Consider the following 23,713-nt stretch of genomic DNA (forward strand, 5'->3'; position numbering starts at 1 on the left):
CGATGTGCGGCTCCGCCGCGTGGGACCAGCCACGACGGCGCCGCAGCCGGCCGACTGCCCATCGCGAAACTTCCAGCGGAGCGCTTAGTCAGCCAGGGGCGGTCCGCTGGTCCAGCATGTCGCTGGTCATGGCCCAGCGCTCGTGGTCGCGCCAGGCGCCCTCGATATAGAGGAAGTCGGGGGAGAATCCCTCCAGCCGGAAGCCATGGCGCTTCACCAGCCCGATCGACGCCTTGTTGCCCGGCTGGATGTTGACCTCGACGCGGTGCAGCCCCAACGGCCCGAAGGCATAGTGCAGTACGAGCCCGAGCCCCTCGGACATATAACCCTGCCCGGCGGCGGGCGGAAAGGCGCCGTAGCCGATGGAGCCGCACTGGAAGGCGCCGCGCACGATGTTGTTGATGTTGATGAACCCGACCAGGTCACCGGTCTCCCGGGCATGGACCAGGAACCCCTCGCGGTCCTCGCGCTCCAGCTGGGCGATGTAGTGCTGAAAGGCCGACTCGGTGGTGGGGAGGGTGAGCCAGGGGCGGTGGAACGGCATGCTCTCCCGGGCGCGCCTGGTGAACTCCGCGGCGTCCTCGCGGCGGGTGTGGCGGATGGCGGTCCGGGCCCCCTCGGCGAGATACCGGACGTCAGGCATGCGGCGATGATGTCAGCAGCGCCATGGCCGCCGCATAGCCGGAGCTCCCGGGTATGACCCCGTCCACGGGGACGTCGGTCATCGCCCACGGGCCGACCGGCACGGCGGAGCGCCCGGTGCCGACATAGTTGACCGCCGGGTCCCGGGACAGGCCGGTGCCCAGCCCCTTGAGGTAGGCCTCCTTACGGGTCCAGCAGCGGGCGAAGGCGGCGGGCCGGCCGGCGGGCGCCAGCGCGTTCAGCTCGGCCTGCTCCTTGGGGTGCAGGCTCTCGGCGACCCCCTCGACCACCGAGACGGGCTGGAGCTTCTCCACGTCCACGCCGACCGGGGAGCCCGCGAAGGCGAAGAACACCAGATCACCGGCGTGCGACATATTGAAGTGCAGCGGGGTGCCGGACACGGCGGGGCGGCCGTGCGGCCCGCCGCAGCCGGGGCAGTCCTCGCGGGTGAACGGCACATCGGCGGGAGCTACGCCCAGATAGGCGGCGAGCAGCTGCCGCAGCCCCAGATGGGCCGCCGTATAGCGCTCGCGGTCCTCCGCCCGCAGGAACTTCGAGGCCCGCTCCCGCTCGTCGGCGTCCAGGATCGTGCCGGGCGCGCCCGCGTCCATGGCCGCGGTGTACCGCGAGACGCTGAGCAGCCAGGTCTCCGGCTCGCCGTCCTGCGGCCAGGCGTCGCCGACGGCGGTGGGCAGCGGATCACGACCGACGATGCGCGGGGCCGATGGGGGTGTCAACTCGCTCCTCCAGTGGAGTTCGGAACCACTGACTTCAGCAGCTCCAGGGTGGGCACATCGGATCTGATCAGCCCGAAGGTCTGGATGTACAGCGACAATTCGGCCTCCAGGGCGCGGATCATCGTATCGGCGCGGCGGAAGCCATGGCCCTCGCCCTCGAAGGTGAGATAGGCGTGCGGGACGCCGTGCCCGGAGACCGCCTCCAGGAAGCGCTCGCACTGCTCGGGCGGACAGATGGTGTCGTCCAGCCCCTGGAGCAGTACGAAGGGTGAGCGGACGCGGTCGGCCCGGTGCAGCGGGGAGCGCTCGCGGTAGCGGTCGGCCACCTCGTCCAGCGGGCCGACCAGCGATTCGGTGTAGCGCGACTCGAAGTCATGGGTGCCACCCGTGGCCCAGGACACCAGGTCGAGAATGGGGTAGCTGACGGTGGCGCAGGCGTAGAGATCCGTGGCGGTGAGGGAGGCCGCCGCCGTCCAGCCACCCGCGCTGCCGCCGCGGATCGCGAGCCGGGCGCGGTCGGCGATGCCCTCGTCGGCGAGCGCCCCGGCGACGGCGGCGCAGTCCTGGACGTCGACCACGCCCCACTGCTCGCGCAGCCGCTCGCGGTAGGCGCGGCCATAGCCGGTGGAGCCCCCGTAGTTGACCTCGGCGACACCGATGCCGCGCGAGGTGAAGTAGGCGATCTCCAGGTCGAGCACGAGCGGGGCGCGGCCGGTGGGCCCGCCGTGGGCCCAGATCACATACGGCGGAAGCTCACCATCCGGTGCGCTGTGGCCGGGATGGTGCGGTGGGTAGAGCTGGGCGTGGATCTCCCGGCCGTCCGGTCCGGTGAAGGTGCGGGCCTCCGGCCGGGGGTAGTACGCGGGGTCCACCGGGTCGGTGTGGGCGCTGCCGATGACCCGGGATCGGCCGGTGCACACATCCAGCTCCACCACCTCGTGGCCGCTGTGCGGGCCGGCCGCGACGCCGACCACGCGGGTGCCGTTCACGGCGAGCGTCGGCTCCCATTCGGTCCAGGGGCCCGGCACATCGGCCAGCTCGCCGGTGCGTGGGTCGAGGATGCCGAGGGCCGCCGCGCCCCGGCCGTGCAGCACCGCGATCAGACCGCCGGCCAGCGGGGCGAACCAGCGGTGGCCCAGCTTCCACAGCGGCCCGCCGAACTCCTCCTGGCGCGGGCAGAGCTCCACCGGCCGCCCGGCCATGGCCCGTTCCCCCGCACCGGCCGTCTCCTCCGGCGGCCGGAGACGGTGCAGATTCCACCAGCCGGTGCGGTCGGTGGCCGCGAGCAGCGCGCCGTCCTCGGCCCATTCGATCTGGGCGACCGACTCCTCCGGCCCGCCCAGCACCGGCCGGGCGCCGGTGAAGGAGCCGTCCTCCGCGACCTCGGCCAGCATCACCTCCGTGCCGTCCCAGGGCATCCGGGGGTGGTCCCAGACGATCCAGGCTGCCCGCCGGCCGTCGGGCGAGAGCCGGGGCCCGGTGAGGAAGCGATGGCGGTCGTCGGTCAGCTCGCGCACCGCCGCACGGTCCCCGGCGGCCGAACCGTCCAGCGGTACGGCGGCGATGACCCGCCGCACATCCACCGGCCCCGCGCCGGTGAACTCCTCCAGCACACACCACACCTCGCCACGCTCGGGGAGGAGCACCGGGTCGGCCCAGCGCAGCCCCTCCCCCACCGCCGACAGCGGGGTCAGCGGGCGCGGCGCGGCCCCGGCCGGGGCGTCCGGCTCATGGACGTACAACCGCTGGTCGGCGAAGTGGACGAAGACCACCAGCGGACCGCTCGCGCGGTCCACCGCGGCCCAGGGCATTCCGCCGTACCCCATCACCTTGCTGCGCACATTCCACGGCGGGGCCAGCACCGGGACCTCGGCGCCGTCGGTGCGCCGCCGGATCAGGGCGCGGCGGCCGCCCTCGCCGGGGCGCGGCGCGGTCCACCACACCTCCTCGCCGACCGTGCCCACATACTCCGGATGGCCGTCATGGGAGGCGACGAGCGCGGCGTCGACCGGGGAGGGCCAGTCACCGTAAGGGGCCGCCAGGACGGCCGTCTGCTGCTGCACCGTGTTTCTCACGCCCTTTGGAGGAAGTGGTCGAGCACGCGGACGCCGAAGTGCAGGGCCTCCACCGGAACCCGCTCGTCCACGGCGTGGTACAGCGCCTGGTAGTCGAAGCCTTCGGGCAGGCGCAGCGGTGAGAAGCCGTATCCGGCGATGCCGAGCCGGGAGAACTGCTTGGCGTCGGTGCCGCCCGACATGCAGTACGGCACGGCGCGGGCGCCCGGGTCGAAGTGCTCGACGGCGGTGCGCATCGCCCGGTACGTGGGGGTGTCGATCGGCGCCTCCAGCGGGCGCTCCCGGTGGTGGAACTCCCACTCCACATCCGGGCCGGTGAGCCGGTCGAGGGTGTCGTGGAACTCCTCCTCGCCGCCGGGCAGCATCCGCCCGTCCACATAGGCGGTCGCGCTGCCCGGGATCACATTGACCTTGTAACCGGCCTCGAGCACCGTGGGGTTGGCGCTGTTGCGCACGGTGGGCTCGACCAGGGCGGCGGTGGGCCCCAGCTTGGCCAGCAGGGCGTCGACGTCGAAGTCCGGCGCGTCCACCTCGGCCGGGATGCCCTGGAGCGCGGCCAGTTCGGTGAGCGCGGACTTGACCGTGGGCGTCAGCCGGACCGGCCAGCTGTGCTCCCCGATGCGGGCGACGGCGGCGGCCAGCCTGCTGACCGCGTTGTCCCGGTTGACCTTGGAGCCGTGTCCGGCGCGGCCGTGCGCGGTGAGCTTCAGCCAGGCCGTGCCGCGCTCCCCCGCCGCGATGGGGTAGACCCGCATCCCGGACCCGGCGTGGAAGGTGAAGGCCCCGGACTCGCTGATGCCCTCGGTGCAGCCCTCGAAGAGCTCGGCGTGACGGTCGGCGAGGAAGCCCGCGCCCCAGGCGGCGCTGTCCTCCTCGTCGGCGGTGAAGGCCAGCACGACGTCCCGGCGCGGCCGCACGCCCGTCCGCGCCCAGGCCCGGACGACGGCGAGCACCATCGCGTCCATGTCCTTCATGTCGATGGCGCCCCGGCCCCAGACGACCCCGTCGCGCACCTCCCCGGAGAAGGGGTGCACGGTCCAGTCGGCGGGCTCGGCGGGCACCACGTCCAGATGGCCGTGGACCAGCAGCGCGGGCGCGGACCGGTCGGTGCCCTCGATCCGGGCGACGACATTGGTGCGCCCCGGCGACCGCTCCAGCAGGGTGGGCTCGATCTCCACATCGCCCAGCATCTCCGCCACATACTCGGCGGCCGGGCGCTCCGAGCAGTCACCGCCGCCGCGGTTGGTGGTGTCGATCCTGATCAGATCGGAGGTGAACCGCACCACCTCCTCCAGCGCCTGGGCGTCGATCGCCTCGGCACGGTCCCCGTCAGCCATATTGCTCCTCCACCGCGGCCGAGACGACCGTCGTGACGGCCTTGAAGCAGCGGATCCCCTCGTACATGGTCGGTGAGGTGTACGCGACGCGGCGCTCGCCGCTGCGCTCGACGCCCGGCACGACGCTCGCCGCCCCCACCAGATGCTCGGCGTCGAATTCCAGCTCCAGCGTGAACGGCCCGCCGCTCGCGGGCTCATGGCGCACCGCCAGCACAGCCGCCTCCCGGGCCGCCTCCCGGATGTCCGCGGCCGTGCGGGCGGGGGTGCGGCACACCGCCGCATAGCGCGAGACATAGTCCTTGACCGCGACGCACCGGGCGTCGGGCACATAGTCCTTGGCGTCCTCGCAGGTCTTGTCGTCCCCGGTGATCAGCACCACCGGCACCCCGTACTCGGCGACCACCAGGGCGTTGAGCCTGCCCTCGCTCGCCCGCGCGCCGTTCACCCATACGCCGGTGATGGAGTTGGCCAAATAGGTGTGGGCGAGGACGCCTTCGGTGCCCGCGCCGGTGTGGTAGCCGACGAACGCCACCCCGTCCACATCACCGTGCTGCACGCCCTCGACCATGCTCAGGGTCTTGTGCCGCCCGGTGAGCATCTGCGCGCGGTCGTCCAGCTCCTCCAGCAGCAGATTGCGCATGCTCCAATGCGCCTCGTTGATGAGCACCTCGTCCGCACCGCCGTCGAGGAACCCGGCGACGGCCGCGCTCACATCGGAGGTGAACAGACGACGGCAGCGCTCCCACTGCGGGGTGCCGGGCAGCACATCAGCCGGCCAGGTCACGCCGGTGGCGCCCTCCATGTCGGCGCTGATGAGGATCTTCATGTCTCGAAACGTTACGCGCCGCGCCCGACCCGAACCACCCCTGTGGATAACTGGTCCAGTCCACCGTTCCCGCCCGCCGCGCGCGGGGTGCGGCCGCCACGTCGGACTACGCCCGCGAGACCACGAACCAGCGGGCCGGCAGCTCGACCCGGGAGCCGTCCGGCCACTGCTCCGTCTGGGGCAGCGCGGTCGGGCCGTCGGCCAGTATCTCCAGCCCCGCCTCCGCCAGCACCTCCGGAACCTCCTTGTCCGCCGCGTCGGCCGGCCGCAGCCCGTGGTCGAAGACCCGGCGCAGCTTCGGCGGCGGGCCGCCCGGACTCGCGGCCAGCTCCCGCAGCACGTCCTTGGACCGGGCCGTCAGCTCCGCGACGAATCCCCGCCCGCGCCGCCCCAGCAGCGTGGCCACCGCCTCCGCGACCGGACGCCGGTCGGCGGCGTCGCTCTGGTGGATGACGGCCCGCATGTACACATTCGTGTCGCCGAGCCGCCGGGCCAGGTCCGCCACCGCGGCCGTGTCCGTGAGGCTCAGCCGCCGGTACTCCGCCGCGGCCGCGGGGTCGGCGCGGCGTGCGTGGTCCACCGCGGCCTGGGACAGATCGACGCCCACCGCCCGTCCGAAGCGGGAGGCCAGATAGCGGGTCTGGGTGCCGTTGCCACAGCCCAGGTCGACGATCGGCAGCGAGGTGTCGGCGTGCGGGGCGAACAGGTCCAGGTGCGGGGCGGCGCTCAGCGAGGGGTCCGCGTCCCAGATGGCGTCCCCCGGGACGTCCGAGGTCTCCCGCCAGTAGCTCTCCCACGCCTGCCGGTAGCGCTCCGAAACGCTCATCGCCGCTCCCCTGGGTGTGCCAACGCCTGCTCGAACCACACCGTTTTACCGCGCCCCGTGCGGCTCGTCCCCCACTCGCGCGCCAGTTTGCTGATCACCCGCAGCCCGCGCCCGCTCTCGGCGTCGCGGTCCGCGCTCAGCAGCGCCGGCAGTTCGTGGTCGTCGTCGGTGACCTCGCACAGCAGGGCGTCGGTGCGCACCAGGCGCAGCCGCACATGGTGGGTGTGGGCGTGCCGTATCGCGTTGGTCACCGCCTCGCTCACCAGGAGCACGGCGGTCTCCACGGACTCCGGCAGCCCCCACCGCAGCAGCCGCTCGCGGACGAGCCGGCGCGCCCGCCCGACCTCGCTCGGGTCCAGTGCGAGCCGCCACTGGGCGACGTCCTCGGCCGGTATGCCGTTCAGCCGGGCCATCAGCAGCGCCACGTCGTCCTTGCGGCCGTCACGGCCGTCCGTGTCCCGGGACGCGGCGGCCAGCGCCCGGATGATGGTGTCGCACGCGTCGTCCATGGAGGCCGCCGGATGCGCCGCGGACTCGCAGAGCGCGGCGATCCCGGCGCCGATGTCCTGGCCCCGCACCTCGACCAGGCCGTCCGTGCACAGCACCAGCCGGTCGCCGGGCGCCACCCGCACCGTCACCGTCTCGAAGGGCACCCCGCCCACACCGATCGGCGCCCCGGTCGGCAGGTCCAGCAGCTCGCTGCGGCCGTCCTGGGCCCGCACCAGCACGGGCGGGATATGGCCCGCGTTGGAGACCGCCAGCTCTGAGCTGACGGGGTCGTAGACGGCGTACAGACAGGTGGCCAGATAGTGCTCGCCGAGCCGCTGGGCCAGATCGTCGAGGTTGCGCAGCAGTTGGGCGGGCGGCAGGTCGAGCGCGGCCATGGTCTGCACGGCGGTGCGCAGCTGCCCCATCATCGCCGCCGAGGTGAGCCCGTGCCCCATGACGTCGCCGACCACCAGCGCGGTGCGCGACCCGGGCAGCTTGATGGTGTCGAACCAGTCTCCGCCGACCCGGCCGAGCCGGGTCCCCGGCAGATAGCGGGTCGCGGTGTCGCAGCCCGCCATGCGCGGCGTCACCTGGGGCAGCATGCTGTCCTGGAGCGTCTCGGCGACGTTCTCCTGATAGGTGTACATCCGGGCGTTGTCGAGCACGAGCCCGGCGCGGGCGGCCAGTTCGGCGCCGGTCGTGCGGTCCATGTCGTCGAACGGCTCCCGCCCCGGGCGCCGCAGCAGCACCATGAATCCCAGCACCACATCGCGCGCCTTGAGCGGCACGATCAGGATCGACCGGCCGTTGATCAGGGGCCTGAGGTCGCGCTTCTCGAACTGCCCGGCGATCCGGTCGCCCACCTCGTCGCTGATGTGCGGGATCAGCACCGGCTCGCCCGTGACCATGCACTGGAAGAACGGGGTGTGCTCGGGGAACGCGATGCTCTCCCCGACCGGCACGGTGTCGTCCCAGCGGCCCGGTTCGTCGTTGTGCTCGACCCAGACGCGGTGCCAGACGGTGGTGACGTCCGGCGGGCCGTCGGGGAACCCCTCGCCCGCCAGCACCTGGGCGCGCAGATGGGTCCCGGCGAAGTCCGCGAAGCGCGGGACGGCGGCGCGGGTCACCTCGCGGATGGTGCGGGCGAGGTCCAGGGAGGTGCCGATGCGACCGCTGACCTCGTTGAGGAACTCCAGCCGCTCACGGACCGCCGCGTACTCCAGGTCCACGTCGCCGGGGTCCGGCGCGCGCTCGGGGGCGTGCGCCCGATCTGGTGCGCCGTCCGCCGCGATCGCGCTCCGGCGTACGGCCTCCTGGCGCTCACGGCGCGCCCGGCGCTCGCGACGCTCGCGACGCTCGCGGTAGCGAGGCATCCCCCAGTCCGGTGTCACCGGGACGCGCTCGTGGTGGCTGATCTCCAGTACCGGATAGCCCAGTTCCAGCACCTGGGCGACGATCCGGCCGGCCGTGGCCGGGCCCATATTGGGCAGGATGTCCGGCAGCCGGTCCGCCAGCCGCTCGGCGCCGGGGAACTCGGTGTGCAGCGCGAATCCGGGCCCGATCCGCTCGTCGCGCCCCAGCGCGTCCCCGCCCACGCCCTTGGCGTCCGCCGCCAGCACCAGCAGCCGCTCCGGGCCGGGGCCCACCAGCGGATACGCCCACCACAGGACGTCCACTTGGCCATGGCCCGGCTCCGCCATACGGGCCCGCCCCGAGGTCGGGTAGTACATGGTGCCGAGCCGCGAGTCGTCGAGCTCCGGGCTGCCCGTCGCGTCGGTGCGCACCTCGGCGCCGCGTAACGCCCCGGAGACCGGCATCAGGTCGACGGCGAGCCGGCCGACGGCCTGTTGACGCGTGGGTCCGAAAAGCCTGCGCGCCCCCGAACTCCAGTGCGTGACCCGCCCCTCGGCGTCGATGACGACGACCGCGAGCGGCATCCTCCCGTGGACACCCCTGCGCTGCTCCGGCACCACGGGCGACGCGCCCCGGCCGTCGTCGCAGCGCGACGTGCCGTACTCCATAGGCGGAAGACTCCTTCGCACGCAAGATCTGCGACAGCGCTACCCACGGTACGGCTGTTGCGGGCGGCTGCGGGAGGCAATACCCGAATAGGTGTCATGTGCGGGTACGTGCGAGGGAGTCGCCGCAGCGCACCTCCCAGCTGATCTCTCCCCTCCCCGCCCCTTCCCGCTACCAGGGGCCCCGCCCCTGGACCCCGGCACTCACGGCGGAGTCCCGGCCCGGAGCCTTGGGCGGAGCCCCGGCTCGGGGTCGCGGGCCCGGGCGAAACCCCGGCCCGGAGCCTTGGGCGAAACCTCGAGGCCTAGGGCGGAGCCCCGGCCAGCCCGCCCCCTTGCCGCGGCACGCCGACGCGGCGGAAGGCCCGGCGGACGCCCGCGCACCTCCGGGCCGTCCGGCCGGGGTCCGGAGGCGGAGGCCCCGTCGCACGGCGGAGCCGCAAATCGACGCTGCGGGAAGGGGCGGGGAGGGGAGCAGCCCGCCGCAGGCGTCATGAGCCGCCGGACGCCCCTAGTCCTCGTAACCCAGTTGGAGATCGCGCTCCGTACGGCCGCCGCCCGCGATCTGGAGGACCGTGGCCACCGGCGGGTAGCCGGACGCGATGACCGTGTACTCGCCCGCCGACAGGTCGATGAAGCGGAACGCGCCGTCCGGGCCCGTGGTGGCCGTGTCGACCACATTGCCCGCGGCGTCCAGCAGGGTGACCCGGGCGTCCTCCACCACCCGGCCCCCGGTGGCCCGGACGACCCCGCGCAGGACCGCGCCACCGGCCAGTTCGATGTCCTGCCGGGTCTCGCGGGCGGCCTGGACGGTGACCGGGAGGGCGGCGGGGCGGAAGGCGGGGGCGCTGGCGGCGAGGGTGTACTCACCCGCCACCAACTCGTCCATCACATAGCCCCCTTCGCGGCCGCTGCGAGTGGCCGCGACCACCTCGCCGCGCACATCGGTCAGGGTGACCGTCGCCTCCCTTACGGGCGTGCCGTCCGCCGTAAGGACGGCACCGGCGAGCCGGCCCGCGCCGCCGAGCACCACGTCCAGCTCGACCGGCCGGTCCCCGACGGTGACGCTGACCGCCCGCGGCTGGTGGCCGCCGGCCGCCGCGATCAGGACGTACGACCCGGCGCCGGGCGTGCTCAGCGCGTACCGCCCGTCCTCCCCGGTGGCGCCGCGCCCGATCTGGCGGCCGCCGACGTCGATGAGGGTCAGGGCCGCCCGTGGGACCGAGGTGCCGTCGTGGTGCTGGACCGTGCCGCAGACCGGGACGCCCGCGGTGGGTGGCGGCGCGGTGGGCGAGGCGGCCGCGGCGTGCCGGGGCCGGGCGCCCGTGCGCGCGGCCGGCACCACGGGGTCGGGGTCGTGCAGATCTTGCGGGTCTTGCTGGACGGCATAGTCGGTGTGGGACACCAGAGGTTTCTCCTTCAGGAGGAAGGCGAGCAGGAAGCCCAGGACGAGCACCGGCACGAGATAGAGGAAGATCCGCGGTATGGCGTGGGCGTACGCCGCGATGTAACCGTCACGCAGGGCGCCCGGCATGGCGTGCACCATCTGCGGGGTGACCGAGTCGGGGTCGGGCAGACCGGTTCCGTCGCCGCCGCTCCCGTACGCCGCCCCGGAGGGCAGGTCGACCCGGAGGCGGTCGGTGAGCCGGTTGGCGAAGAGCGTGCCGAAGACGGCCGCGCCGACGCTGCCGCCGATCTGCCGGAAGTAGTTGTTGGCGCTGGTGGCCGAGCCGAGGTCGGCCGCGGGCACGGAGTTCTGCACGGCGAGGATGAGCACCGGGAGGACGAGTCCGATGCCGAGCCCGAGGACGCCCATCCACAGGCTGTAGTCCTGGCGGGTGGTGTCCTCCTCCAGCCGGGAGAGCAGCCACATGCCGCCGATGGAGATCAGTCCGCCGACCACGGGTAAGACCTTGTAGCGGCCGGTGGTGCTGATGAGGTGCCCGGCGAGGATGGAGGCCAGCACCATGCCGCCCATCATGGGCACCATCAGCAGCCCCGACTCGGTGGCCGAGACGCCGTCGACCATCTGGAGGAAGGTCGGCAGATAGCTGGCGGCGCCGAAGAGGGCGACGCCGATGACGGCGCCGATCAGCCCGCTGACGCAGAAGACCGAGTCGCGGAACAGCCGCATCGGGATGATCGGTTCGGGGACGACGCACTCCACGACGACGAAGAGGATCGCCGAGCCCGCCGCCCCCAGGGCGAGCCCGAGGATGACGCGGGAGCCCCACGCGTACTCCGTGCCGCCCCAACTCGTCAGCAGCACCGCACAGGTGGAGAACAGGGACAGGAACAGCGCGCCCAGATAGTCGAATCGGGCCCGCCGCGGCGGCTCCGGCACCTTGAGGACGGCGGCCACGACGGCGAGGGTGAGCAGCCCGAAGGGGACGTTGACGTAGAAGCACCAGCGCCAGGAGGCATGGTCGGTGAAGAACCCGCCGAGCAGCGGTCCGGCCACCGAGGCGAGACCGAACGCGGCGCCGATGAGCCCCATATAGCGGCCACGTTCTCGCGGGGGAACAATATCGGCCATGATCGCCTGGACGCCGATCATCAGACCGCCGGCGCCCACGCCCTGCACCGCCCGGAAGGCGATCAGCTCTTCCATCGTGCGTGACCAGCCCGCGAGCGCGGATCCGGCGATGAAGACGACGATCGCGAAGACGAAGACGCTCTTACGGCCGATGAGATCGCCCAGCTTGCCGTAGAGCGGCAGGACGATGGTGACCGCGAGCAGGTAGGAGGTGACGGTCCAGGACATCTTGCCCAGGCCGTGGAGTTCGCCGACCACCTCGGGAAGGGCGGTGGCGACGATGGTCTGGTCGAGTGCCGCGAGCAGCAGCGCGAGCATCAGCCCGAAGAAGACCATCCGCACCCGGGCCGGGCTGAGCGGGGTGGGCGGCGCCGGGGCGGCGCCGTCCGCCGGGTGCGGCGCCGCACCCGCCCCGGCGCCACCCGCGTCGGCTCCGCCGGCTTCGGTTCCGCCGGCTTCGGTTCCGCCGGTTTCGGTTCCGCCGGCTTCCGTTCCGTCGTCGGTGGCGTGGGCGGGAGCGCCCGCCGGTTCGTACCCGCCGTGCTCGTGGCTCTCTCGCCGCTTCGGCACGGTGGCGCCGGTGGTCCCGGAGGTGCCGCCCACGTCCATCTCCCCTCGTCACGTCTGCGCCGCCCATTTCTCGCATCACGCGCAACGGGGGGCAAACAGCGACGAATCGCCGACGAGGGGCCGCGGACGGCATTCGCCCCGGTGAGAGTGTGTACGGGGGTATGCGGAACCGCGGAGAAAACCACCCGAACCGGTGAGTGCGACGTTCGGTCCGGGAGACGGGGCCGGGGACGGAATCAGGGCGCCATGGGCGCCATGGGCGCCATGGGCGTTATTCGGCCGTCTCGGCGGCGAGCTTGGCCAGCAGTTCGTCGTAGATCCGGGCCAGCCCCTTGGGGGCGAAGGTCCGCTCGAAGAAGCCGCCGATACCGGTCGCGCCGGTCCAGGTCGAGGTGACGACGACCCGCGACTTCCCCTCACCCGCCGGGGTGACGGTCCAGGTGGTGACCATCGAGGAGTTGCGGTCCTTCTCGATCAGCTGACCGTCGGACGGCTCGGAGACCTCCAGCAGGCAGTCGCGCACCCGCTTGCTGGTGGCCTGGAGCTTCCAGTGCACGACGGTGCCCTCGCCGTCGCCGCCCTCGCGCACCTCGTACTCGCTGAACTGCTGCGGGAGGAGCCGGGGGCGGGTGTCGCGGTAGTCGGCGAGTGCGTCGAACACATCCTCGGGCTTGCCCGTGACGATCCGCTCCGTTGTGGCCTCGACCTGCCCCATCGCATTTCCTTCCGCCCTCGACGTGGCGCCTTCAGCCCTTGACGCCCTGACAGGCGCAAGCCAACCACCTCAGGGGCACCGGCCCAAATCCGGGGTTGACGAAAACCAATCAAACATGTGTTCTATTGTGGTAACGAGCGAGACCCGGAGGTGCCTGCGATGCGCTGGGACAACCTGACCCGAGACGACACGGCGGCCACCCCGGCCCTCTTCGCCGCGGACGCGGTGACCACCCGGACCTTCGACACCCCGGAGTTCCGCGGGATCACCTTCCATGAGATCCGGGCGCGCTCGATCATCAATCGGGTGCCCGGGGCCTCCCGGATGCCGTTCGAGTGGACGGTGAATCCGTACCGCGGCTGCTCCCACGCGTGCGTCTACTGCTTCGCGCGCAAGACCCACAGCTATCTCGACCTGGACACCGGGATCGGCTTCGACTCCCAGATCGTGGTGAAGACCAACGCGCCGGAGCTGCTCCGCCGCGAGCTGGCCTCCCGCCGCTGGACCGGCGAGCACATCGCCATGGGCACCAACGTGGACTGCTACCAGCGCGCCGAGGGCCGGTACCAGCTCATGCCCGGCATCCTTACGGCGCTCACGGAGTGCGCCAACCCCTTCTCGATCCTCACCAAGGGCACCCTGATCCTGCGCGATCTGGAGCTGCTGCGGCGGGCGTCGCGCGTCACCGACATCGGCGTCTCGGTCTCGGTCGGCTTCACCGACGGCGAGCTGTGGCGCACCGTCGAACCGGGCACGCCCTCGCCCGAGCGGCGCCTGGACGCCGTAAGGACGCTGTCCTCCCACGGGATCCCGTGCGGTGTGCTGATGGCCCCGGTGATCCCCTTCCTCAGCGACTCCCCCGAGCAGCTGCGGGCCACCGTAAGGGCGATCGCGGAGGCCGGGGCCAGCTCCGTGACCCCGCTGGTGCTCCACCTGCGCCCGGGCGCGCGTGAGTGGTTCACCACCTGGCTCACCCACCACCACCCCCGGCTGCCGCGGCGGTACGACGCGTTGTACGAGGGCGGGTCCTACGCCCCGAAGTGGTACCAGCGGCGGATCACCGGGATGGTGCACGACTTCGCCGCCGAGTACGGCATCGGCCCGTACGCGTCGGGCGCCCACCGCAACGTGCACAAGGAGCCGGACGCCCGCCCCGAGGCGGAGCCGGACGCCCGGGTCGACTCGCCGCCGACCCAGCTGTCACTGCTCTGACCGTCACCACCCTGAAAACCCGTCGTCCCCGCCTCCCCTCACGGCACCCGCGCCTCACCCACCTTCTCCGCCGCGCCGCCCTGGCCCGCCGCCTCCGGCGCGCCCCCGCCCGTGACCGCGCCCTCGCCGGTGATCCGGGCCAGCGCGGCGGCGGCCGCCGCGCTGAGGCGTATGTGCTGGGCGGCGGCGGTCAGGGCCGGGATGGCGCGCTCGTCGCCGATCGCGCCCAGGCCCTCCACGCAGGCGCGGGCGATCGCCCAGTGCCGGTCGCGGGCCGCCAACTGCCGCTCCAGGGCGGCCACCAGGGCCGGTACGGACTCGGGGGCCCGCAGCTCCACCAGCAGCCGGATGGGATGCAGGGAGTACGCGGTGCGCAGCGGGTTCGTGGCCAGGGCTGCGGCGGCCCGCGCGGTGCGCGGATCGCCGAGCCGGGCCAGCACCCGGGCCGCGGTCGCACAGCGGGCCGGCTCACGGTAGTTGAGCAGCAGGACAAGGGTTTCGAAGGCCCGGCGGTCCTTGGCGCTGCCGAGCACGAAGGCGGCCGTCTCCCGGGCCCACAGCGGCTGCTCCGGCGCGACGAGGATGCGGGCCAGCTGTTCACGCGCGGCGGGGGTGCCCTGGCGCACGAGCGCGAGCAGCGAGGCATGTGCCGCGGTTTCCTGGGGGGTTGAGAGCGAGGCCCGTACCCGCTCCGTCAGCGTCCGGAATTCATCGTCCATACGAGGTCTCCCCTCCCCGGTGGGCCGCGTTCCGGCACGGCCTCACTTTGAGCTCTGGCATCTTGGTTACCCGCGAGTTAATATGGCGACACGAGCAGCACCCCTGCTCCGGCGGCCTGGTGACGCAGCCGCCTTGTGTGACGTCGGTTCGGCAGTTCCAGAACAGCAGTTGAGGCTTGGCCCCGGGACAGGGCCGGCCGCGTGTCTCCCACGGGCAGTTTCCTCCGTGCGGCGCTGTCCGTAAGGGAGCGTGCAAGCCCTTCCATCGGGGATCTGTGTCAGCCGCGTCAGCCCCCCGCGCGTGCGTGGCGTGAACGGCAGCAGTGGCATGACACGAGCTCCCCTCAGTCGTCACTTCATCCCCGCGTCCGGGGAACACCCTCTGGAGTCCGCGATGGACCGTCTCCCACACACCGGCGTCAGCACTACGTCCCCCTCTGATCTCTCCCCCTCCCGGGCCCCGCTCACTACTGTCGCCGTCGTCGGGCTCGGCACGATGGGCACCGGCATCGCCGAGATCCTGGCCCGGGCGGGCCGCGAGGTGATCGGTATCGACATCGACGAAAGCGCCTGCCGCCGAGCCGTCACCGCGCTCGAGGTCGCCACCGCCCGCGCCGTGCACCGCGAGCGGATCAGCGAGCGGGAGCGGGCCGGGATCCTCGACCGCTTCCGCGTCTCCACCGATCTGCGCGCCGCCGCCGACGCGGCGCTGGTGATCGAGGTGGTGCCGGAGGACTACGACACCAAGCACGAGGTCTTCGCCGAGCTGGACACCGTGGTCAGCCCCGCCGCGATCCTCGCGACCGGCACCAACGCGCTGTCGGTGACCCGGCTGGCCGCCGAGTCCGCCCATCCGGAGCGGGTCCTGGGCCTGCACTTCTTCAATCCGGCGCCCGCGATGAGGCTCGTCGAGATCGTCTCCAGCGTGCTGACCGCTCCCGCGGCCGTCGAGGCGGTCACCGCGCTCGCCCGCGATCTGGGCAAGGAGCCGGTGGCGCTCGGCGACCGGCCCGGGTTCGTCGCCGACGGGCTGCTGTTCGGCTATCTCAACCAGGCCGCCGCGATGTACGAGGCCAAGTACGCGGCACGGGAGGACATCGACGCCGCGATGAGGCTCGGCTGCGGGCTGCCGATGGGTCCGCTGGCCCTGCTCGACCTGATCGGTGTCGACACCGCCCGCACCGTCCTGGAGGCCATGTACGCCGCCTCCGGGGACCGGCTGCACGCGCCCGCGCCCATCCTGGGGCAGCTCGCCCAGGCCGGGCTCACCGGCCGTAAGGCGGGCCGCGGCTTCTACACGTACGAGGCGCCGGGCAGCGGCACCATCGTCCCGGACGCGGCGACGGCCGAGGTGGAGCACTCCACGGAGGGGGCGCGCCCCGTGCGCGCGGTCGGCGTCGCCGGCACGGGCACGATGGCCTCCGGGATCGCCGAGGTCTTCGCCAAGGCGGGCCTGGAGGTGGTGCTGGCCGGCCGGACCCTGGAGAAGGCCGCGGCGGCGAAGACCCGCATAGGGAAATCCCTTGAAAGGTCGGTGTCCAAGGGGCGGCTGACCGAGCAGGCCCGGAAGCAGGCGCTGGCGCGGATCACCCCGGCCGACGCGCTCGACGCGTTCGCCGACGTGGACCTGGCCGTGGAGGCGGTGGCCGAGGACCTGGTGGTCAAGCAGGAGCTGTTCCGGGTGCTGGACAAGGTCTGCAAACCGGGCGCGGTGCTGGCCACGACCACCTCCTCGCTGCCGGTCGTCGCCTGCGCGCGGGCGACCTCGCGCCCGCAGGACGTGGTGGGCCTGCACTTCTTCAACCCGGCGCCCGCGATGAAGCTGGTCGAGGTGGTGCACACCGTGCTGACCGCGGACGATGTGCGCGCGACGGCGCACGCGGTGTGCGCGGCGGTGCGCAAACACCCGGTGGACTGCGGCGACCGGGCGGGGTTCATCGTGAACGCCCTGCTGTTCCCGTACCTCAACAACGCCGTGAAGATGGTCCAGGAGCACTACGCCACCCCGGACGCCATCGACGCCGCGATGAAGCTGGGCGGCGGCTATCCGATGGGCCCCTTCGAACTGCTCGACGTCGTGGGGCTCGATGTGTCGCTGGCCATCGAGCAGGTGCTGCACCGGGAGTTCCGTGAGCCGGGCCTGGCGCCGGCGCCGCTGCTGGAGCATCTGGTGGCCGCCGGTTGCCTCGGGCGCAAGACCGGGCGCGGCTTCCGCGAGTATGCCAAAGCCTGAGTACGCCTCCGGGTGGGGCGGACCGTCCGACTCCGGTTCTCGGTGGGGCGGGCTGCTGGAGCCTTCCGTCGGTCTGCCCCCGCACCGGCACTCACAAGCGTGTTACGTTCCCCACATGTCCCAGCCCGTGAAGGCCACGCGTACGGAGCGTACGAAACGAACCCCCTCATCCGGTGGCGGTGAGAGCGCGGGAAGCCGCCGCGCCGCGGCTCAGCGTCTGTCCATGCGCCGCAAACTCGCGGCCGCGGCGATGGAGTTGTTCGCGACGCAGGGGTACGAGGCGACGACCGTCGACGAGATCGCGGCCAGGGCGGGGGTGGCCCGGCGCACCTTCTTCCGGCACTTCCGCTCCAAGGAAGAGGCGATCTTCCCGGACCACGACGACACGCTGGTGCGGGCGGCGGCGGTGCTGGACGCGGCGCCTCCGCATGAGAACCCCCTGGACACCGTGTGCCGCGGGATCAAGGAGGTCATGCGGATGTACGCGGCCTCGCCCGCCGTCTCCGTGGAGCGCTACCGGCTGACCCGTGAGGTACCGGCGCTGCGGGAGCGGGAGATCGCCTCGGTGGCCCGCTACGAGCGGCTGTTCACCCGCTATCTGCTGGGCCACTTCGACGAGGGCGCGCACCACGACGGCGACGACGATCCGCTGCTGGCCGAGGTTGCCGCGTCGGCCGTGGTCACGGCCCACAACCATGTGCTGCGGCGCTGGCTGCGGGCGGGCGGCCAGGGCGATGTGGAGTCCCAGCTGGACCACGCGTTCGCGATCGTCCGCGAGACGTTCGGGACCGGCATCGGGGGACGCCCCGCGGTGGCCGGCGGACGGCCCGCGGCGACGGTCTCGGCGTCGGAGGACGACGAGGTGGTGGTGATGGTGGCGCGGACGGATGCGCCGCTGACGGAGGTTATGCGGACGATCAAGGAAGCGTTGCAGCGCTAGCGCTGCGGTTTGCCGGGGTTGCCGGTTCTGGGCTCGCCCCCGGGCTGGGTGACCCTCGGTGTGGGCTGGGGTCGCCCGCCCATACGGTTGGTCCGGCACCGCCGGACTCCACCGTCGGACGTCCCGCCGTCCCGCCGTCCCGCCGTCGCGGCGGGGAGTGGGGGGCGGGGTCCGCCCCTCCCACACCCACAGACTGGCCCCCGGGCCGATCGCCCGCCCATGCGGTGGGTTCGGCACCGCCCGACTCCAGCGTGGGGCGTCTCGCCATCGCGGCGGGGAGGAAAACCCCCCTCCCACAGACCGACTCCGGAACCAGTGGCCCGCCGAACAGGCGGTTCGGCACCGCCGGACTCCACCGTCGGACGTCCCGCCGTCGCGGCTGGGAGGAAACCCCCCTCCCACAGACCAACTCCGGAACCAGTGGCCCGCCGAACAGGCGGTTCGGCACCGCCGGACTCCACCGTCGGACGTCCCGCCGTCGCGGCGGGGAGAAGGGGCGGCATCCGCCCCCGCAGGCAGGCCCCGCGTGCCGTCGCGGTGGAGGGGGAGGGCTGCCCACAGGCAGACCTTGTCGCGGCAGGGACGAGGGGCGGGGACGAGGGGCGGGACCCGCCCCCCACAGGTGGGTCCCGCCCGCGCCGCGCCTGCGCCGCCCCGGCACGGGGCGGCGCAGGCGCGGGCGCCTCAGTCGGTCTTCGTCAGCTTCGCCGCGTAGCCGCCGTTCTTCGGCACGGCCACCTTGAGCCGGGAGGCCGCCGTGACCGCCTGGGTTTCGGTGACGACCTTGCCGTCGGGGCCGTCCTTCCACACCTCGATCCGCCAGCCGCCCTTGCCGAGGAAGCTCAGCGGCTCGTCCAGCGTGCGGGCCTCGCCCGAGGTGATCGCGCCCAGGTACCAGGTGTCACCGGAGCGGCGGGCCAGGACGGCGCGGTCGCCGGGGTCGCCGTCGACCAGCCTGGTCTCGTCCCACACCGTGGGCACCTGGTTCAGGAACTTCAGCTCCAGCGGCCTGCTCTCGTACGACTCGACGCTGTCGGCGAAGTGCTGCACCCCGGACTCGTAGACGACCGACAGCGCGAGCTCGGCCGCGTCACTCGTGGGCCGCACACCGGTGAAGGTCACCGGGGTGAAGTCCATGGGCCCGATGAGGTTCCGGGTGAAGGGCAGGGTCGTGTAGTGCGCCGCGGGGAAGGGCTGGCGGCCCGGCTTGGGGCGGGTGCCCTCGGCGCCCTTGACCGCCTCGGTGCTCATCAGCTGCGGCCAGGTCCGCTCCTGGCCGCGCGGGATCGTGGCGCCGTGGAAGTTCAGCATCAGCTTGTGCCGGGCGCTGTCCTTGAAGACCGCGTCGTACCAGCGCATCCGGTCCTGGCCGTCCGATTCCAGGAAGTCGATCTTCAGCCCGGCGACCCCCCAGGACTTCCAGAGCGGGAACAGCCGGTCCCGCTCGCTCTGCGCGTCGATCGTCTGCCAGCGGGCCCACAGCCAGACGCCGACGCCCTTCTCCTTGGCGTACGCGGTCAGCTCGGGCATCCAGGAGTCGCTCCAGCCGGAGTCCACCAGGATGTACTCCCAGCCCTCGCGCGCCGCGAAGTCCACGAACTTCTTCTGGGCGTCCAGGCTGGTCGGGCTCTGCCCGTCCGACCACCAGGACCAGGCCGCCCGGCCCGGTTTGATCCATGAGGTGTCGGCGACCTTGGAGGGGGCTGCCAGATCGGTCGGCAGATCGCTCTCGGTGACGGTGGCGAGGTCGCCGATGACCATGGTCCGCCAGGGGGTGGTCAGCCCGGGGCCGCTGACCTCGGCGGGGTCGGGGAGGGCGAGCTTGAAGCGGTCGGTGGCGGAGTCGAGGGTGAGCCGGGAGCCGCCGTAGGAGCTGTTGAGGTCCGCCTCCTCGATCAGCATCCAGCTGGAGCCGATGTGGAAGAGCGACGGATAGCCGTAGTCACCCGCCTTGGCATCGGCCACCGTGCCGTGGTCATGGGCGGACTCATAGTCCTGGCGGCCGTTGTCGTACGGCAGGAGGAAGGAGTCGGCGGACGGCGGGACGGCGTACTCGGTGCTCTCGCCGAGCACGGTGACCGTGCCCTTGTCCGGCAGCACATAGCGGTAGGCCAGACCGTCGGCCGAGACCCGGACGACCACCTTCAGCGTCCGCCCGTCCTTGCGGAAGGTGAAGGTCGACTCGGCGGCGTCGGAGGTGTGGTGGGTGCGGCGGCCGGTGGTGGTCGTATAGGTCTCGTGGACCTTGCGGTCGCTGCGCCCCGCAAACCGCAAGCCCTTGCTGAAATCCGTCTCGGCGGTGCGGATGCCCAGGCCCGACGGGCGGAGGACGGTGGTGGCGCCATGACGCGCGGACAGCGTCAGCGCGCCCTCGTTGTTCAGCTTGAGCTCGCCGCTGACCTGCCCCTTTCCGGTCAGCCGCCAGTCCTGCGCACGACCGTCCGATGCCGCCGCCGCCCGGAGCGGCACCAGCACGGCGGCCGCGCAGGAGAGAGCGGCCACGGCTCTGGTGACCTTTGATCGTGCCGTATGCATCGTTCCTCCTCGTTCACCGCATCCTCGATACGGTGCTCGATACATCAGATCAATCAGGTGCCTTGACGCATCATCAGCCCGTTTCTACGCTCCCGTCTAGCCAAATCATCGGAGCAATCTGATCGCTTCGGGGACGGGAGAAGTTCGGGATGCCAGTCAGCAGACGCGGATTCCTGGGCCGGGTGGCGGCGGGCGCCGCCGCGAGCACGGCCGTCGGCACGGTCCTCCCCGAGCAGGAGGCGGCCGCACAGCCACAGCAGTCGGTGGCCCTGCGGGGCATGCGCACCGACCAGGAGTGGGAGCGCTTCCTCGGCGGCCAGGATCTCCTCTGGAAGCGCTTGCCGAGAACGTGGTACGAGGGGCCGTTCCTCGGCAATGGTCTGCTGGGCTCGATGGTCTACCAGGAGCCCGGGGAGAACGCGCTGCGCTTCACCATCCACCACAGTGAGGTGCAGGACCACCGGCCCACCGAAGGCGGCAGCGACTGGGGCGTCGCGCGGCTTCCGGTCGGCAATCTGCTGCTGCGCCCGGTCGGCGCCATCACCGGCGTCGATCTGCGGCTGGATCTGTGGAACGCCGAGCTGCGCGGCACGGTCACCACGGACAAGGGGAAGCTCAAGCTCCGCGCGCTGGTGCACAACGACCGCACCATGCTGCTGGCCACCGTCGAGGCGAGCGCGGGCGAGGAGGGGTTCCGCTGGGAGTTCAAGCCCTCACCGGCGGTCAGCCCGCGCATCGTCCGCGAGGATCCGCCGAAGGGCTTCGAGCCCAACCCGGCCCCGGTCAGCCGCACCGAGGACGGACTCGGCACCACCGTCCAGTCGCTGGTGGCGGGCGGGCAGACGGTGAGCGCGTACAAGCAGCGCGGCAGCGGTCGGGAGCGCACGTACTACCTGGCCGTGGCGCACTCCTTCCCGGGTACGGACGCGGAGGGCCGGGCGCGGACCACCGTGCGCAAGGCGTCCGCGCTGCCCGTCTCCAGCCTGCGGCGCACCCATTACGAGTGGTGGCACCGCTTCTACCGCAAGAGCTTCATCTCGGTGCCCGACGGGATGCTCCAGAGCTTCTACTGGATCCAGCTCTACAAGCTGGCCTGCGCCGCCCGTGAGCACGCCCCCGTCATGGCCACCACCGGCCCGTGGGTGGAGCCGACCCCCTGGCCCGGGGTGTGGTGGAACCTCAACGTCCAGCTGGAGTACTGGCCGGTGCACGGCTCCAACCACCTGGAGCTCGACGCGATTCCGCGCACCCTCGCCGAGAACACCGATGTGCTCATCAGCGGTCTCAAACCCGAGTACCGCGCCGACTCGGCCGGGCTGCGCCGCTCCACGGACGCGCAGTGCGAGGACAACGGCACGGTGGCGGTGCCGGGCGTCGGGGACTCCCCCGAGGTCGGCGATCTGCCCTGGGCGCTGCACAACGTCTGGCTGAGCTACCGCCACACCATGGACCGGGGCCTGCTGGAGGATGTGCTCTATCCGCTGCTGCGCCGCTCCACCAACTACTACCTGCGCTTCCTCACGGAGCAGCCGGACGGCAAGCTGCATCTGCCGAAGACCTTCTCCCCCGAGTACGGCGCGGCGCCGGACTGCAACTACGACCTGGCGCTGCTGCGCTGGTCCTGCCAGACCCTGCTGACCACGGTCGAGTTGCTGGACAAGGACGATCCGCTGGTGCCCAAGTGGCGCGAGGTGCTGGAGAAGCTGGTCGACTATCCGGTGGACGAGAACGGCTTCATGATCGGCACCGGCGTCCCCTTCGCCAAGTCCCACCGCCACTACTCCCATATGCTCTCGGTCTACCCGCTCTACCTGGTCAACTGGGACCAGAAGGAGCACCGGGACCTGATCGCCCGCTCGCTGGAGCACTGGATCAGCTTCGAGGGTGCGCTGCGCGGCTACAGCTTCTCGGGCGCGGCCTCGATCTCGACGCAGATGGGGCGCGGCGATGACGCGCTGAAGTATCTGCGGGAGCTGGTGGCGCGGTTCATCCAGCCCAATACCCACTACTACGAGGCGGGTCCGGTGATCGAGACCCCGCTGTCGGGCGCGCAGGCGATCCACGACATGCTCTGCCAGAGCTGGGGCGGGACGATCCGCTTCTTCCCCGGGGTGCCGGGCGAGTGGAAGGACGTCACGCTGCACGACTTCCGTACCCAGGGCGCGTTCCTGGTCAGCGGGGTGCGTACGGGCGGGACGACGCGCTGGGTGCGGGTGCGCAGCCTGGCCGGGGAGCCCTGCCGGGTCCGTCACTCGATCACCGGCCGGGTGGCGGTCGCCGGGGTCGGCGGACACCCGCCGAAGTGGCGTGACCTGGGGAACGGCGAGATCGAGCTGGAGCTGGGCCGGGAGGACGAGGCGGTGATCTATCCGGCCGGCACCCGGCCGGACTTCCGGATCGGACCGGTGAAGGTCACCACCCCGGCCGAGCCCTGGGGCCTGCCGGAGCTGCCGCAGGCGGGCGCGGTCACGCAGGTCGATCTGACCGGGCACTTCGACAACGACGCCATCACCACCGAGATGTACTACGGGGACGGCGACTTCGACGGTACGGGCCGCACCTATCCGATGGCGCAGCTGCCGCAGACCGGGCAGACCGAGGACGACGGGATCACCTTCGCGTTCACCAACGGCAGCGAGGGTTCCAACAACAATGTCATCGCCGCAGGTCAGAAGGTTACGGTCGCGGCGGGCGGCTATACCAGGCTGCATGTGCTGGGAGCGGGCGACACCGGCAATGTGTCCGTCCCCGCCGAGGCCGCGTATGCCGACGGCTCGACGGGCAAGCTGACCATCCAGCTGACGGCCTGGATGTCGGGTCCGGCGTACGGGGAGACGGAGGCGGTGCGGACGAGTCAGATCCACACCCGCAGCGGCCCGTTGGGCACCAAGTCCGCGATCTTCCACCAGGTGGTGGAGCTGGACCCGGGCAAGGAGCTGTCGGCGATCACCCTGGGCGCTCCCTCGGGCACCGCACGGGCACACATCTTCGCCCTCTCGCTGGAGAAGGACGACTGACGAGGACCGCACTACGGGATCCACACCGCGACGGCCGCCCCGCCTGGGGCGGCCGTTGTTGCTCATGTGTGCACTGGAGATGACAACTGAGGGAAATTGTTGGCACCCAGTGTCTTGCGGGGTGGCACAGAGTGCCATACGGTAATGATGTCCGGGCGGCCGGCGCACTGCCAACCATCGTGCGCCGGCTGTCCCCGCAAACCGCTTTGCGCGCCCGGACAACGCCTGCGTCACCAGGCACCCGGCGCCACCCGCGCCGTATCGAGCACCACCTCCGCCGAACCGA

At 72.1% G+C, this 23,713-nt stretch carries 15 protein-coding genes; 4 read left to right on the forward strand and 11 right to left on the reverse strand.

Annotation, left to right across the window (positions count from 1 at the left end):
• Positions 1 to 88 precede the first annotated feature (88 nt).
• From ABD329_RS17280 to ABD329_RS17320, 9 genes are all read right to left on the reverse strand, one after another.
• The gene (locus tag ABD329_RS17280) at positions 89 to 643 is read right to left on the reverse strand and encodes a GNAT family N-acetyltransferase (RefSeq protein ID WP_198279858.1); all 555 of its coding nucleotides are present in this window, start codon (positions 641 to 643) and stop codon (positions 89 to 91) included.
• Positions 636 to 1,379, reverse strand: a complete 744-nt coding sequence (locus ABD329_RS17285) for a 4'-phosphopantetheinyl transferase family protein (protein ID WP_198279859.1) — start codon at positions 1,377 to 1,379, stop codon at positions 636 to 638. Before ABD329_RS17285 ends, ABD329_RS17280 begins: the two co-directional genes overlap by 8 nt.
• The gene (locus ABD329_RS17290; protein WP_309142854.1) at positions 1,376 to 3,442 is read right to left on the reverse strand and encodes a prolyl oligopeptidase family serine peptidase; all 2,067 of its coding nucleotides are present in this window, start codon (positions 3,440 to 3,442) and stop codon (positions 1,376 to 1,378) included. The genes ABD329_RS17285 and ABD329_RS17290 overlap by 4 nt, the downstream gene beginning before the upstream one ends.
• A gap of 8 nt (positions 3,443 to 3,450) precedes the next feature.
• A complete protein-coding gene (locus ABD329_RS17295; protein ID WP_198279860.1) occupies positions 3,451 to 4,791 on the reverse strand; it encodes a M20/M25/M40 family metallo-hydrolase in 1,341 nt (446 codons plus the stop codon).
• Positions 4,784 to 5,617, reverse strand: coding sequence for a M55 family metallopeptidase (locus ABD329_RS17300; protein WP_198279861.1), 834 nt, complete (start codon positions 5,615 to 5,617; stop codon positions 4,784 to 4,786). The genes ABD329_RS17295 and ABD329_RS17300 overlap by 8 nt, the downstream gene beginning before the upstream one ends.
• Positions 5,618 to 5,723: 106 nt before the next feature.
• Entirely contained in the window at positions 5,724 to 6,443 is a 720-nt protein-coding gene (locus ABD329_RS17305) for a class I SAM-dependent methyltransferase (protein WP_198279862.1), read from the reverse strand.
• On the reverse strand, positions 6,440 to 8,953 hold the full coding sequence (locus ABD329_RS17310; RefSeq protein WP_198279863.1) for a SpoIIE family protein phosphatase: 2,514 nt from the start codon (positions 8,951 to 8,953) through the stop codon (positions 6,440 to 6,442). The genes ABD329_RS17305 and ABD329_RS17310 overlap by 4 nt, the downstream gene beginning before the upstream one ends.
• 508 nt (positions 8,954 to 9,461) lie before the next feature.
• A complete protein-coding gene (locus tag ABD329_RS17315) occupies positions 9,462 to 11,822 on the reverse strand; it encodes an MFS transporter (protein ID WP_425574347.1) in 2,361 nt (786 codons plus the stop codon).
• Between the two features lie 505 nt (positions 11,823 to 12,327).
• On the reverse strand, positions 12,328 to 12,771 hold the full coding sequence (locus tag ABD329_RS17320) for an SRPBCC family protein (protein WP_137980052.1): 444 nt from the start codon (positions 12,769 to 12,771) through the stop codon (positions 12,328 to 12,330).
• A gap of 159 nt (positions 12,772 to 12,930) precedes the next feature.
• Here ABD329_RS17320 and ABD329_RS17325 point away from each other — a divergent pair, with 159 nt between their 5' ends.
• Positions 12,931 to 13,983 carry an Rv2578c family radical SAM protein gene (locus ABD329_RS17325; protein WP_198279939.1) on the forward strand — a complete coding sequence of 351 codons (1,053 nt, stop codon included), beginning with the start codon at positions 12,931 to 12,933 and terminating at the stop codon, positions 13,981 to 13,983.
• 38 nt (positions 13,984 to 14,021) lie between these two features.
• On the opposite strand, the gene ABD329_RS17330 is transcribed toward ABD329_RS17325, so the two are convergent.
• Complete coding sequence (locus tag ABD329_RS17330; protein WP_198279940.1) at positions 14,022 to 14,702, reverse strand: HEAT repeat domain-containing protein; 681 nt, start codon at positions 14,700 to 14,702, stop codon at positions 14,022 to 14,024.
• 394 nt (positions 14,703 to 15,096) lie between these two features.
• Here ABD329_RS17330 and ABD329_RS17335 point away from each other — a divergent pair, with 394 nt between their 5' ends.
• Positions 15,097 to 16,935: a 3-hydroxyacyl-CoA dehydrogenase family protein gene (locus ABD329_RS17335; RefSeq protein ID WP_198279941.1), complete on the forward strand. Its 1,839-nt coding sequence runs from the start codon at positions 15,097 to 15,099 to the stop codon at positions 16,933 to 16,935.
• Between the two features lie 115 nt (positions 16,936 to 17,050).
• On the forward strand, positions 17,051 to 17,875 hold the full coding sequence (locus tag ABD329_RS17340) for a TetR family transcriptional regulator (protein ID WP_198279942.1): 825 nt from the start codon (positions 17,051 to 17,053) through the stop codon (positions 17,873 to 17,875).
• Between the two features lie 684 nt (positions 17,876 to 18,559).
• Here ABD329_RS17340 and ABD329_RS17345 read toward each other — a convergent pair.
• A complete protein-coding gene (locus tag ABD329_RS17345; protein WP_198278753.1) occupies positions 18,560 to 20,410 on the reverse strand; it encodes a glycoside hydrolase family 97 protein in 1,851 nt (616 codons plus the stop codon).
• A gap of 149 nt (positions 20,411 to 20,559) precedes the next feature.
• On the opposite strand from ABD329_RS17345, the gene ABD329_RS17350 reads away from it, so the two are divergent.
• Positions 20,560 to 23,427 (forward strand): glycosyl hydrolase family 95 catalytic domain-containing protein, encoded by a 2,868-nt coding sequence (locus ABD329_RS17350; protein WP_198278754.1) that lies wholly within the window; start codon positions 20,560 to 20,562, stop codon positions 23,425 to 23,427.
• Positions 23,428 to 23,713: the final 286 nt, after the last annotated feature.

The sequence above is a fragment of the Streptomyces javensis genome (assembly GCF_039525925.1).
Classification (GTDB): Bacteria; Actinomycetota; Actinomycetes; order Streptomycetales; family Streptomycetaceae; genus Streptomyces; species Streptomyces asiaticus.